General features: G+C 59.9%; 13 protein-coding genes and 1 riboswitch. Of the genes, 8 read left to right on the top strand and 5 right to left on the bottom strand.

Annotation, left to right across the window (positions count from 1 at the left end; all coding sequences use genetic code 11):
- The first annotated feature begins 5 nt into the window (after positions 1-5).
- Complete coding sequence (locus ACCD02_RS16340; protein ID WP_413303687.1) at positions 6-548, top strand: DUF2058 domain-containing protein; 543 nt, start codon at positions 6-8, stop codon at positions 546-548.
- Between the two features lie 64 nt (positions 549-612).
- Here ACCD02_RS16340 and ACCD02_RS16335 read toward each other — a convergent pair whose 3' ends face one another.
- The 4 genes from ACCD02_RS16335 to purM form a co-directional block, all read right to left on the bottom strand.
- Positions 613-792: a hypothetical protein gene (locus tag ACCD02_RS16335; RefSeq protein WP_413303684.1), complete on the bottom strand. Its 180-nt coding sequence runs from the start codon at positions 790-792 to the stop codon at positions 613-615.
- Between the two features lie 302 nt (positions 793-1,094).
- Positions 1,095-1,808: a DUF3108 domain-containing protein gene (locus tag ACCD02_RS16330; RefSeq protein ID WP_413303681.1), complete on the bottom strand. Its 714-nt coding sequence runs from the start codon at positions 1,806-1,808 to the stop codon at positions 1,095-1,097.
- Between the two features lie 8 nt (positions 1,809-1,816).
- Complete coding sequence (purN, locus tag ACCD02_RS16325) at positions 1,817-2,467, bottom strand: phosphoribosylglycinamide formyltransferase (protein ID WP_413303811.1); 651 nt, start codon at positions 2,465-2,467, stop codon at positions 1,817-1,819.
- Positions 2,468-2,478: 11 nt separating this feature from the next.
- Positions 2,479-3,537 (bottom strand): phosphoribosylformylglycinamidine cyclo-ligase, encoded by a 1,059-nt coding sequence (gene purM, locus ACCD02_RS16320; protein ID WP_413303678.1) that lies wholly within the window; start codon positions 3,535-3,537, stop codon positions 2,479-2,481.
- Positions 3,538-4,028: 491 nt separating this feature from the next.
- Between purM and ACCD02_RS16315 the strand changes: the two genes are divergently transcribed.
- The 6 genes from ACCD02_RS16315 (at position 4,029) to ACCD02_RS16290 (ending at position 9,304) form a co-directional block, all read left to right on the top strand.
- Positions 4,029-5,090: a DUF2066 domain-containing protein gene (locus tag ACCD02_RS16315; RefSeq protein ID WP_413303676.1), complete on the top strand. Its 1,062-nt coding sequence runs from the start codon at positions 4,029-4,031 to the stop codon at positions 5,088-5,090.
- 151 nt (positions 5,091-5,241) lie between these two features.
- Positions 5,242-6,315, top strand: a complete 1,074-nt coding sequence (locus tag ACCD02_RS16310) for an AI-2E family transporter (protein ID WP_413303673.1) — start codon at positions 5,242-5,244, stop codon at positions 6,313-6,315.
- 162 nt (positions 6,316-6,477) lie between these two features.
- Positions 6,478-7,182 carry a DnaA regulatory inactivator Hda gene (gene hda, locus ACCD02_RS16305; RefSeq protein ID WP_259099285.1) on the top strand — a complete coding sequence of 235 codons (705 nt, stop codon included), beginning with the start codon at positions 6,478-6,480 and terminating at the stop codon, positions 7,180-7,182.
- Entirely contained in the window at positions 7,176-7,940 is a 765-nt protein-coding gene (locus ACCD02_RS16300; protein WP_413303671.1) for an NAD-dependent deacylase, read from the top strand. Before hda ends, ACCD02_RS16300 begins: the two co-directional genes overlap by 7 nt.
- A gap of 75 nt (positions 7,941-8,015) precedes the next feature.
- On the top strand, positions 8,016-8,693 hold the full coding sequence (locus tag ACCD02_RS16295) for a C40 family peptidase (protein ID WP_413303668.1): 678 nt from the start codon (positions 8,016-8,018) through the stop codon (positions 8,691-8,693).
- Between the two features lie 74 nt (positions 8,694-8,767).
- Entirely contained in the window at positions 8,768-9,304 is a 537-nt protein-coding gene (locus tag ACCD02_RS16290; protein WP_413303665.1) for a C40 family peptidase, read from the top strand.
- Positions 9,305-9,382: 78 nt separating this feature from the next.
- Here the strand turns inward: ACCD02_RS16290 and ACCD02_RS16285 are convergent, their stop codons facing one another.
- Positions 9,383-10,702: a PQQ-dependent sugar dehydrogenase gene (locus ACCD02_RS16285; RefSeq protein ID WP_413303662.1), complete on the bottom strand. Its 1,320-nt coding sequence runs from the start codon at positions 10,700-10,702 to the stop codon at positions 9,383-9,385.
- 105 nt (positions 10,703-10,807) lie between these two features.
- Positions 10,808-11,008, top strand: a riboswitch (cobalamin riboswitch).
- 88 nt (positions 11,009-11,096) lie between these two features.
- Here ACCD02_RS16285 and cobO point away from each other — a divergent pair.
- Positions 11,097-11,708 carry a cob(I)yrinic acid a,c-diamide adenosyltransferase gene (gene cobO, locus ACCD02_RS16280; protein WP_413303660.1) on the top strand — a complete coding sequence of 204 codons (612 nt, stop codon included), beginning with the start codon at positions 11,097-11,099 and terminating at the stop codon, positions 11,706-11,708.
- The last annotated feature ends 3 nt before the right edge of the window (positions 11,709-11,711 follow it).

Below are 11,711 nucleotides of genomic sequence, written 5' to 3'. Positions count from 1 at the left end.
AGACAATGAGCCTTTCCCTTCGCGACCAGTTGCTCAAGGCAGGTCTGGTCAACCAAAAGCAGGCCAAACAGGTCAGCAAAGACAAGCAGAAAGAACAGCGTCTGGCGCACAAGGGCCAGATCGAGATCGACGACTCGCAAAAGCGCGCCGCCCAGGAAGCCATGGCCGAGAAGGCCAGACGCGACCAGGAGCTGAACCGCCAGCAGCAGGAAAAGGCCGAAGAGAAGGCCCGTGCCGCGCAGATCAAGCAATTGATCGAAGTGTCGCGCCTGCCCAAGCTGACCACCGAGGACTACTACAACTTCGTTGACGACAAGAAGGTCAAGCGTATCTCGGTCAACAACCTGATGCGCAGCAAGCTGAGTAACGGCTCCCTGGCGATCGTCCATCACGGCGGCGGCTACGAAGTCATCCCCCGTGAAGCGGCCCTGAAGATCCAGGAGCGCGATCCACGGCGTATCGTGTTGCTCAGCGAGGCCACCGAAGAGAAAGTCGAAGGCGATGATCCGTACGCGGCCTACAAGATCCCTGATGATCTGATGTGGTAAACCGCAGAAAAAACAAAACCCGCCAAGTGCGGGTTTTGTTTTTGAGCAATTCTGAAATTGCGTCTTACTGGTTACGTTGGCTTTCCTGCGCTTCGAGTTCCATCTTGTAGCGTTGAGCTTCCGACTCGTCGTGGAACATTCCTACCAGCATGTCCTGCTGATGCACATCCCAGATCTGAATGCCGTTGGCAATGGCTTCGTGGGAAAGGTGTGCAGCGTCGCGTTCAGTCACTTTTACGGTCATCTTGAAAACTCCAGAGCTTTTGAAGGTGCGGCAAGACGTCGCAGGCCTCTTTTATAGAATTTGTTAGCCTCCTACGTAAATAGTTGTTTTTTTCATGTTTCTGTCAGCTTGCGCGGTGACAGCGCTGAAAGGCCCGTTTTTGTTGGGCTAGAGCCTTGGCTTGGGACTAAATGAAGGTTTTTTCATGTTGCGATGATCTGAATCGGAGTGCGGTTTCCTACAGGATCGTATTTGCGGCGTGAAAGCACGAAGCCAATAAAAAACCCGTCGCAAGGACGGGTTTTCGGTGACGCCGGTGTGAATCAGCTGCCTTTGACAGTCTTGCCGTTCACGGTACCGTCCTGAAGCATGATGTTGTATTCCTTGCCGTCGGTCTCGACCTGTTGCAGGCGGACCAGCAGGTAGTCCCAGTCCTTGGCGAACCACATCACGGTGATGCGTTTGTTCTGCGTCGGGTCGCGTACGCGCTCGACCTTGATGGCATCCACCGAGCCGACCTTGGTCGCGACTTTCTCGGCGCCGAGGACGCGGAAATCGTAGGTGTCGATTTCATCACCGTCGACCACCTGGTAGCTCATGCTTTTCTTGCCTGCGGCAACGTCGTGCTGCAGGGCCAGCTGATAGGTGGACTTATCGAGGACGCCGGTATTGAGTGGCAGTTTGATCGCTTCGCCGCGGTCGGTGCCGGTGATGAACTTGGTACTCCAGTCGAAGTTCAGGTCGACTTTCTTGGGCTTGCCCAGGCCGCCGCGTTCGAACTGGTAGGTCTGCGGCAGCAGGGTGCCGTTGTTGTCCTTGAGGGTGCTGATTTCAGTCAGGCCGGCGATCATCATCGACGCCTTGAAGCTCAGGGTCCAGGTGCCGTTGGCACCGGCTTGCAGGCTGCGTTCGGCAGTGCCGCTCATGGGCAGCTGTTTCCAGTCGGCGGTGTAGCTGGCGGAGAAGGGCTGAAGGTCTGCTGCATTGACTACGGGCAAGGCAAACAGAGCGAAAGCGAAGAGCAAAGCGCGACGCATAATATCTCCTAGGTTCGAATCAAGTGGCCACTGGCCGCGAGTAACTGACCGTCCAATAATGCGCCGTTCGGGCCAAGGCTCAAACGACCTTCGGCGAACCAGCGCATTGCCAGCGGGTATATCCGGTGTTCCTGAACATGCACCCGTTGCGCCAGGGTATCGGGCGAATCTTGCAACTCTACCGTTATAACAGCCTGTACGACCAGTGGTCCGCCATCGAGTTCCTCGGTGACGAAGTGCACGCTGCAGCCATGCTCGCTGTCACCGGCCTCCAGGGCACGCTGGTGAGTGTGCAAGCCCTTGTAACGCGGCAGCAGGGAAGGGTGGATATTCAGCAGGCGACCCTGATAGTGGCGCACGAAGTCGCCGCTGAGAATACGCATGAATCCGGCCAGCACCACCAACCGGGGTGCGAAGCCGTCGATCAATTCGACCAGAGCCGCATCGAAGGCCTCGCGGCCCTCGTATTGCTTGTGGTCCAGAACGTGGGCGGGGATCCCTGCGTCCCTGGCGCGTTGCAGGCCGTAGGCATCGGCGCGGTTGGAAATCACCGCGCGGATGCGAACAGGCTGCTCTTCGCCCTTGAAACTGTCGATCATGGCTTGCAGGTTGCCACCACTGCCTGACAGCAGCACAACCACATCGCAGGTTGTCGACATCGACTGTGGCATCAGTGCGCCTTGAGGTTTTTCAGCTCGACTTGCGCGGCGCCTTCGGCAGCCACGCCGATCTGGCCGATGACCCAAGGTTGCTCGCCTGCGTCACGCAGCACTTTCAGGGCGCTTTCAACGTGTTCCTGGGCGACGCAGATGACCATGCCGACGCCGCAGTTGAGGACACGGTGCATCTCGTGCTCGTCGACGTTGCCTTTTTCCTGCAGCCAGTCGAACACCGCCGGGCGCTGCCAGCTGGCCACGTCAACAACCGCCTGGGCACCGGCTGGCAGCACCCGCGGGATGTTGTCCAGCAGGCCGCCACCGGTGATGTGGGCCATGGCCTTGACCGCGCCGGTTTCCTTGATCAGCTTGAGCAGTTGCTTGACGTAGATGCGGGTCGGCGCCATCAACAGGTCGGTCAGCGGCTTGCCGTCGAGCTGGATGGTTTCGATGTCGGCACCGGAAACTTCGATGATTTTGCGGATCAGTGAGTAGCCGTTGGAGTGCGGGCCGGACGATGGCAGGGCCAGCAGGGCGTCGCCGGTGGCGACTTTCGAGCCGTCGATGATGTCAGCTTTCTCTACAACGCCGACACAGAAGCCGGCCAGGTCGTAGTCTTCGCCTTCGTACATGCCTGGCATTTCTGCAGTTTCACCGCCGACCAGGGAGCAGCCAGCCAGCTCGCAGCCGGCGCCGATGCCGGTGACGACCTGGGCGGCGGTGTCGACATTGAGTTTGCCGGTGGCGTAGTAGTCGAGGAAGAACAGTGGCTCGGCGCCACAGACCACCAGATCGTTGACGCACATGGCGACCAGGTCGATGCCGATGCTGTCATGCTTGTTCAGGTTCAACGCCAGGCGCAGCTTGGTGCCGACGCCATCGGTGCCGGAGACCAGCACGGGTTGTTTGTAACCGGCCGGGATTTCGCAAAGGGCGCCGAAGCCACCCAGGCCGCCCATGACTTCCGGACGCTTGGTGCGCTTGGCGACGCTCTTGATGCGTTCGACCAATGCTTCACCGGCGTCGATGTCTACACCGGCGTCTTTGTAGCTCAGGGAGGGTTGCTTGCTCATAATCCAGGCCTTTAGGGGGGATTCGGGGGATCGACCGCTGCGGCGGGGCCAGCAGGACAGGTCTGAATACGACCTTGTCGGTAAGCCACCACCATCGCCAGTCTGCGAAGGCGCGCGATTTTATCAGGCTTGGGGGCTACGGGCCATCCTTTAGGGACTGCTGGCATTCAATCGCAACCCGTAGGGCCGGGCCTGCTTTTGCGCGAGGCTACGTTGCTCGATGCTCATTTGGAACAACCAAACTTCGCATCTCGCGCCTTGCCTCGCGCAAAAGCAGGCTCCGGCGCGGCTGCGATTGAGTGGCAACAGACCCTGGTCCGACGGGCAGGGCCAAGGATACAAAAAAACATCTCAATCAACGGCCTGCACCGTTCGTCGTGGGCGAATTAAGGTGTACCTTTCCTGGATAGTTGAATGATTGGCCCTCATTAGAGGTCCTAGGCTTCGTTACGCGGTCTTTTCACTCCGCATTTTCCGTTTGGGAACCTTCCATGCGTCTTTCTAGTTTTCTATTCGTCGGCTGCCTGTCCCTGATCAGTCTGCCGAGCCTGGCCGAAACCGTGAACAATCTGTACCAGGTGCGCGAGCCTGTTACGGCTCAATCGCCGGATGAGCGTACCCGCGCCACCCAGGCGGCCCTGGAAACCCTGATCCTGCGCCTGACCGGCGATGCCAAGGCAACCCAAGGCCCGGCCCTGGCCGAACTGCGCAAGAACCCGCAGCAGATCATCAACCAGACCGGTTATGAAGCCGGTGCGACCCAGATGTTGCTGGTGGATTTCGATCCGGTCAGCACTGATCGCATCTTGCGCCAGGCTGGTTTGTCGCTGTGGGGCAGCAACCGGCCGAGCATTCTCGGCTGGTGGCTGATGGATGCCACTGATGGCTCGAATCTGATCGGCGACGGCCAACCCGCCGCCGAGCCTCTGCGCCATGCCGCCCAGCACCGTGGCCTGCCATTGCGCCTGCCCCTGGCGGATTTGAGCGAGCAGGGCGTCGGCACTGCAAAAAATCTTGAAAGTACCGACCCGGCGCCCTTGAAAGAAGCATCCGAACGCTATGGTGCCGATGCGCTGCTGGCCGTGCATGGTCATGAAGAAAATGGCCAATGGCAGGCGCAATGGCGGCTATGGCTGGGCGATCAGCGCGAGCAGGGCACGGCTACAGGCACCAGTCAGGAAGCCCTGGCCGATGCGGTGATGCTGGCGGTCAGTCAACGTCTGGCGCCGCGTTACGTGGCCAAGCCTGGGGCCTCCACCGCCTTGACCCTGGACGTGCAGGGCATGACATTCGAGCGTTACGCGCAGTTGAACCGCTTGCTTGAGCCGTTCGGCGGGCGATTGCAATCGGTGGATGGCAGCCGTGTTGCCTATGAAGTGACCGGTAGCGTTGATCAGCTTCGTTCGCAACTGAGTCTGGCCAGGTTGCAGGAAGTGCCGGCGGGGGAGATCCCTGCGGTGGCCGCGCCTGGCGCTCCGGTTGATGCGGGAGCGGGTGTTGCGGCTCCGGCGCCTGTTGCGGCTCCGGCGACGCAATTGCATTTTCGTTGGTAATGGGGGCATGTGGGACCGGCTTTAGCCGGGAAGGCGTAGGCAGAATCAATACATTCTGTCAGCTCTCACATTGTCTTCCCGGCTAAAGCCGGTCCCACAGAAAGACCGCGTTTATTCAGTTGGTTATGTTTTGTTTGATATAGAGGTGTTGATGACTGATACACGGCGTTGGTTCTGGATTGGCGGTGTGCTGCTGCTATGCCTGTTCATCTACCTGTTGCACCCGATTCTCTCCCCATTCCTGATCGCGCTGTTGCTTGCCTACATGGGCGATCCCCTGGCCGACCGTCTGGAAAAGCTCGGGCTGTCACGGACCTTGAGCGTGGTGGCGGTCTTCGCGCTGTTTACCCTTATCCTGATGGCATTGCTGCTGGTATTGGTGCCGATGCTGGCCAAGCAGTTGTATCGCCTATACGAACTGGCGCCGCAGATCCTCGACTGGTTGCAGCACACGGCGCTGCCCTGGACCCAGGCCAAGCTGGGCCTGGCGGATGGTTTCTGGAAGTTTGACAAGATCAAGGCGGCGATCTCCGAGCACATGGGGCAGACCGGCGATATCGTCAGTGTGATCCTGTCCCAGGCCACGGCTTCGAGCCTGGCGCTGATCGGCTGGCTGACCAATCTGGTGCTGATCCCGGTGGTGTGCTTCTACCTGCTGCGCGACTGGGACGTGATGATGGCCAAAATCCAGGGCCTGCTGCCGCGGCATCGCGAGGAGCGCATCGTCAAACTGGCCGGTGAATGCCACGAAGTGCTCGGCGCGTTCATTCGCGGGCAACTGCTGGTGATGCTGGCCCTGGGCGTGATCTACGCTGCCGGCCTGATGCTGGTGGGCCTGGAGCTGGGCCTGTTGATCGGCCTGATCGCCGGTCTGGCGGCCATCGTGCCTTACATGGGCTTCGTGATTGGCATCGGTGCGGCGATTACTGCCGGGCTGTTCCAGTTCGGTGGCGATCTGTATCCGATGCTGGGGATTGTCGCAGTGTTCATGGTCGGCCAGGCGCTGGAAGGCATGGTCCTGACGCCGTTGCTGGTGGGGGACCGTATCGGCCTGCATCCGGTGGCGGTGATCTTTGCGATCCTGGCCGGCGGCGAGCTGTTCGGCTTTACCGGTATCCTTCTGGCGCTGCCGGTGGCGGCGGTGATCATGGTGCTGGTGCGGCACGTGCACGACCTCTATAAAGAGTCGGATATCTACGGCGGCGCGGAAGATCCTGATTTGTAAGTGTTTCCTTTTTTGTCCAAGCGTGACGGGCGATTTGCCCGTCACGCGTATAAACCTTTGATTTTGCTTGTGGTCTCTCGCATTGTGCGCCCGGCGTCACGGGTATAGACTTTGCAGACTTTACACAGAGGCCCCTATGGCTCCCCGAGCCGTTCAGCCAGCATGAAACCGATTCAGCTGCCCCTGGGTGTGCGTCTGCGTGATGACGCCACCTTCATCAATTACTATCCTGGCGCCAATGCTGCGGCCCTCGGCTACGTCGAGCGGCTGTGTGAAGCCGATGCCGGATGGACCGAAAGCCTGATTTACCTCTGGGGTAAGGACGGGGTAGGGCGTACGCATCTGTTGCAGGCGGCCTGTCTGCGTTTCGAACAGCTGGGTGAACCGGCGGTGTATCTGCCCATGGCTCAGGTCATAGAGCAGGGCGTCGAATTGTTCGATCATCTGGAACAGTACGAACTGGTCTGCATCGACGACCTGCAAGTGGTGGTCGGCAAGCCGGAGTGGGAAGAGGCGCTGTTCCATTTGTTCAATCGCCTGCGTGACAGCGGCCGTCGTTTGCTGATCGCCGCGTCCCAGTCGCCTCGGGAATTGCCGGTCAAGCTGGCCGATCTCAAGTCACGCCTGACCATGGCTCTGGTGTTCCAGATGCGTGCCTTGTCAGATGAAGACAAATTGCGCGCCCTGCAACTGCGTGCCTCGCGCCGTGGCCTGCACCTGACCGATGAGGTCGGGCATTTCATTCTGACTCGCGGCACCCGCAGCATGAGTGCGTTGTTTGATCTGCTCGAACGCCTGGATCAAGCCTCATTGCAGGAAAAGCGCAAGCTGACCATTCCCTTCCTTAAAGAGACCCTCGGGTGGTAGATCCGGCGTTGGTGTTGCAGGTCGCTGCTGCCTTGCGTCATGCCCGTCGCATCCTGATCATTACCGGCGCTGGCCTGTCCGCAGATTCCGGCCTGCCGACCTATCGCGGGGTAGGTGGTCTGTATAACGGCGAGACTGCCGATGGCCTGCCCATTGAGATGGCTTTGTCCGGGCCCATGTTGCGCCGCGACCCTGCCTTGTGCTGGAAGTACATTGCCGAATTGGGCCGTGCCTGCCTCGGTGGCCAGGCTAATGCCGCCCACTACGCCATCGCCCGGTTACAGCGCATGAAACCCGATTGCTGGGTGCTGACCCAGAACGTTGATGGCTATCATCGTGCAGCGGGTAGCCCGCCGGAGCGCCTGATCGAGATCCATGGTCAGTTGGCGCCCTTGTTCTGCCAAACCTGCGGTGCCGACGACCCACAGCTGAGTGAGCACTTGCAGCAGCCACTGCCGCCGCTGTGCAAACGCTGTCATGGCATTTTGCGACCACCGGTCGTATTGTTTGAGGAAATGTTACCCCAGGACGCCCTGGCGACCTTGCAGGAGCAGATGACCCTGGGCTTCGATATGGTCCTGAGTATTGGCACCACGGCGAGCTTCCCTTATATCCACGAACCCATGCTGCGCACGCGGGTTTCAGGTGGATTCACGGCGGAAATCAATCCGGTAGCCACTGATCACAGTGCGCAAATGGATGCGTTTTTGCCGGTTCGAGCAGTACATGTCATGGATCAATTGATAAGTCACATGTAAGCCGATTGAATTTGCAAATCACAACGATAGAGGGCATAGTCGCGGCTTCTTAATTTCACAGCCACGGTCGTGCCCATGCTAAATCGCTTTGCACCCCTCGTGCCTCTCGCACTCGTCTCACTGCTTTTCGGCTGCTCGGCCAACATGCCGACGTCGCAACAGCAGTACCAGAGCCCGGTTACCGCTCAATCCGCAGGCCATCGCGCTGATCGTGCTGACGGCTCTGTTCTTCAGGATGAGCTGGCCACTGAAGCCGAACTGGCTCAGTTTGCCGAACAAAAGCCTTATCAGTTGCCAGCCCTGGCTGACAGCATCCTTGAACGCGGCAAGTCGTTGATCGGTACCCGTTACCGTTTCGGCGGTACTTCGACCAGTTCGGGTTTCGATTGCAGCGGTTTCATCGGCTACCTGTTCCGCGAACAGGCTGGCATGAGCCTGCCGCGCTCGTCGCGGGAAATGATCAACATCGACGCTCCGCTGGTCAAACGCAACGATCTCAAGCCAGGTGACCTGCTGTTCTTCAGCACCGCCGGTCGCGGTCGCGTCAGCCACGCCGGTATCTACCTGGGTGATGACCAGTTCATTCATTCCAGCAGCCGCCGCAGCGGTGGTGTGCGTGTCGACAGTCTCGACGATGTCTACTGGAGCAAGACCTTTATCGAAGCCAAGCGTGCCTTGGCCATGGCCCCGCCTTCTGCGCCTGAGCAGACGACTGCCATGAGTTCGACTACAATCCAACGCCGTCACCCTTGAAATGCCTGGGCGCGCTATAGCGCGCCTTATTGATCAGCTCGGCAAGATAAGCCGCATCCAGCAGGTTGTTGTTTATGTCGATAATGGTACGCCTGGCGGTCATTTCCCTCGCAGCCTTGCTCGGTGCCTGCGCCAGTGCGCCACCGCCGCAGCCCCGGATCGTTCAACGTCCGGTTCTGGTTGCCCCCTCGCAAACCCCTCCCGCTGCCGAAGACGTTTTGTTCCGTGCCCTTGGGCTGGTCGGCACGCCCTACCGCTGGGGCGGCAATACGCCAGATTCCGGATTCGATTGCAGTGGCCTGATCGGTTACGTCTATCGTGATGCTGCCGGTATTGCCCTGCCGCGCTCGACCCGCGACCTGGTAGTGATGCGCGCGCCGGATGTCGATCGCGCCCAATTGCAATCCGGTGATCTGGTGTTCTTTGCCACCGGCGGTGGTGGTCAGGTCAGTCATGCCGGGATCTACGTCGGCGAAGGCCGTTTTGTACATGCCCCGCAGACGGGAGGCACGGTCAAGCTCGACAGTCTGGACAAGCCTTACTGGCAGAAGGCTTACCTGAATGCCAAGCGGGTTATACAGCCTGAGCATCTGGCGCAGATGCAGAACTGAGGCTACAAGCGGCAACCTGCAAGCGGATCGTGTATAGGCTGCTTTTGGCTTGTAGCTTGAAGCTTGCGTCTTGAAGCTTCATTTACTGGCAGTCACCCGCCAAATTACATTCCCCACATCATCCGCCACCAATACCCCGCCTTTATTATCGTTGACGATGCCCACCGGGCGACCCTGCGCTTTCTCGTCCTGATTCAGAAAGCCCGTCAGCAGGTCCACCGGCGCACCGCTGGGTTTGCCGTCGGTAAAGGGCACGAAGATCACCTTATAGCCACTATGGGGCTTGCGATTCCACGAGCCGTGCTGGCTGACCAGCAGTCCTTGGGTAAAGGGCGCAGGCAGGGATTTTCCATCGGTGAAGACCATGCCCAACGACGCCGTATGGGGGCCGACCGCGTAGTCCGGGGCGATGGCCTTGGCGACCAGGGCCGGGTTCTGGGGATCGACGCGCACATCCACATGCTGGCCGTAGTAGCTGAACGGCCAGCCATAGAAACCGCCATCCTGCACCGAGGTCACGTAATCGGGCACCAAATCGCTGCCGATTTCGTCTCGCTCGTTGACCGAGGTCCAGAGTTTGCCGGTGGTTGGCTCCCAGTCCATGCCGTTGGGGTTGCGCAGGCCAGAGGCGAAGATGCGATGGGCGCCGGTGGCAGCATCCACTTCCCAGATCGCCGCGCGACCTTCTTCGGCTGCCAGACCGTTTTCGCCGACATTGCTGTTGGAGCCGACTGTGACGTACAGCTTGCTTCCGTCCTTGCTGGCGATGACGTTTTTGGTCCAGTGGTGATTGATGGTGCCAGCGGGCAGGTCGACCACCTTGACGGGCGCCGCGCTGATCGAGGTCTGGCCGTCCTGATAGGGGAAGCGGATCAGGCGGTCAGTGTCGGCGACGTACAGGTCATTGCCGATCAGGGTCATGCCAAAAGGCGAATTGAGATGATCAAGGAACACTTTGCGGGTTTCTGCCACCCCGTCGTGATCGGCGTCACGCAGCAATGTGATGCGGTTGGCGCTGGGCACGCCAGCTCCGGCCTTGCCCATGACTTTCTTCATGACCCAACCGCGAATGCCCTTGCTGTCATCGGGCTTGGGTGGCGCGTTGGTTTCGGCCACCAGCACATCGCCATTGGGCAGCACATACAGCCAGCGCGGATGGTCCAGACCTTCGGCAAATGCCTCGACCTGAGTCCCTGCGGCCGCCTGGGGTTTGCTGCCGCTTGGCCAGCCTACTGCGGGGGCGATATTCACCGTGGGTATCAGGGTCTTGTTCGGTTCCGGCAGCTTGGGCGAGGCGCCGGTGCCGTCGCTCACCTGCAAGGTCGAGGACTCGCCGCAGGCCGCAAGACCTCCTGCCAGCAGTAACAGGACAGCGTACTGAGGTCTGATTTTGAACATGTACAATCTCCGTGGCGGGCAGTATCCAGTAAAGAGTAGAGGGACCCGTTGCGTGAGGGTTCAACCTGTCTTGCATTCATTGACGCTGTTAGCCCAACCCTCTACCCTTCGCGACTTGTTTCAGGTGCTCTGCAATTGAGTGAAACAGGGAAGCCGGTCAGATCCCGGCGCTGCCCCCGCAACGGTAAATGAGTCAAGACGCTATGGAATGCCACTGTGCGAGTGCATGGGAAGGCGTAGCGTCGGGTAGTCCCACGGACAACCCGCTCATGAGCCCGGAGACCGGCCTGATCCAATCAATGGCATCGCGGCGGGCGATGTCCTGCATCGGTGCCTTGCCGCCGTTTGCTGCGCCTGCCGTGTGCTTTCACGTGTCCTCGAGCGGAGAGCCGAGATGAACGAATCCCCCGAACGCGACGAACGCCACCTGGCGCGCATGCAGCGCAAAAAGGCAGTGATGGACGAGCGCATCGCCAGCGCACCCAATGAATGCGGCCTTTTACTGGTGCTGACCGGCAATGGCAAGGGCAAGAGCAGCTCGGCTTTCGGCATGCTCGCCCGAGCCATGGGGCATGACATGCAGTGCGGCGTGGTGCAGTTCATCAAGGGCCGTAACAGCACCGGGGAGGAGCTGTTCTACCGGCGCTTCCCCGAGCAGGTGCGTTTCCACGTCATGGGCGAGGGCTTCACCTGGGAAACCCAGGACCGCCAACGCGATATCGCTGCTGCCGAAGCGGCCTGGGCGGTGTCCCGGGAAATGCTCAGCGACCCGGCCATCGGCCTGGTGGTGCTGGATGAACTGAATATCGCCCTCAAGCATGGCTATCTGGACCTGGAGCAAGTGCTCAGCGACTTGCAGGCTCGCCCGCCGATGCAGCATGTGATCGTTACCGGCCGTGGCGCCAAACAGGAATTGATCGATCTGTCCGATACCGTTTCCGAGATTGCCGTGGTCAAGCACGCCTTTCAGGCGGGCATTCGTGCGCAAAAAGGCATCGAACTGTGAGTG

It is taken from the genome of Pseudomonas sp. Pseusp88 (assembly GCF_047303955.1).
GTDB lineage: Bacteria > Pseudomonadota > Gammaproteobacteria > Pseudomonadales > Pseudomonadaceae > Aquipseudomonas.
Note: the sequence above shows the minus strand (reverse complement) of the source record. Positions and strands in the feature narration are given on the sequence as shown.

Excerpts from the sequence above, each read along its gene's own strand:
- ACCD02_RS16285 (WP_413303662.1), bottom strand. The coding sequence starts at position 10,702 with ATGTTCAAAATCAGACCTCAGTACGCTGTCCTGTTACTGCTGGCAGGA.
- purN (WP_413303811.1), bottom strand. The coding sequence starts at position 2,467 with ATGTCGACAACCTGCGATGTGGTTGTGCTGCTGTCAGGCAGTGGTGGC.
- ACCD02_RS16310 (WP_413303673.1), top strand. The coding sequence starts at position 5,242 with ATGACTGATACACGGCGTTGGTTCTGGATTGGCGGTGTGCTGCTGCTA.
- ACCD02_RS16330 (WP_413303681.1), bottom strand. The coding sequence starts at position 1,808 with ATGCGTCGCGCTTTGCTCTTCGCTTTCGCTCTGTTTGCCTTGCCCGTA.
- hda (WP_259099285.1), top strand. The coding sequence starts at position 6,478 with ATGAAACCGATTCAGCTGCCCCTGGGTGTGCGTCTGCGTGATGACGCC.
- ACCD02_RS16335 (WP_413303684.1), bottom strand. The coding sequence starts at position 792 with ATGACCGTAAAAGTGACTGAACGCGACGCTGCACACCTTTCCCACGAA.
- ACCD02_RS16315 (WP_413303676.1), top strand. The coding sequence starts at position 4,029 with ATGCGTCTTTCTAGTTTTCTATTCGTCGGCTGCCTGTCCCTGATCAGT.
- ACCD02_RS16295 (WP_413303668.1), top strand. The coding sequence starts at position 8,016 with ATGCTAAATCGCTTTGCACCCCTCGTGCCTCTCGCACTCGTCTCACTG.
- cobO (WP_413303660.1), top strand. The coding sequence starts at position 11,097 with ATGAACGAATCCCCCGAACGCGACGAACGCCACCTGGCGCGCATGCAG.
- ACCD02_RS16290 (WP_413303665.1), top strand. The coding sequence starts at position 8,768 with ATGTCGATAATGGTACGCCTGGCGGTCATTTCCCTCGCAGCCTTGCTC.
- purM (WP_413303678.1), bottom strand. The coding sequence starts at position 3,537 with ATGAGCAAGCAACCCTCCCTGAGCTACAAAGACGCCGGTGTAGACATC.
- ACCD02_RS16340 (WP_413303687.1), top strand. The coding sequence starts at position 6 with ATGAGCCTTTCCCTTCGCGACCAGTTGCTCAAGGCAGGTCTGGTCAAC.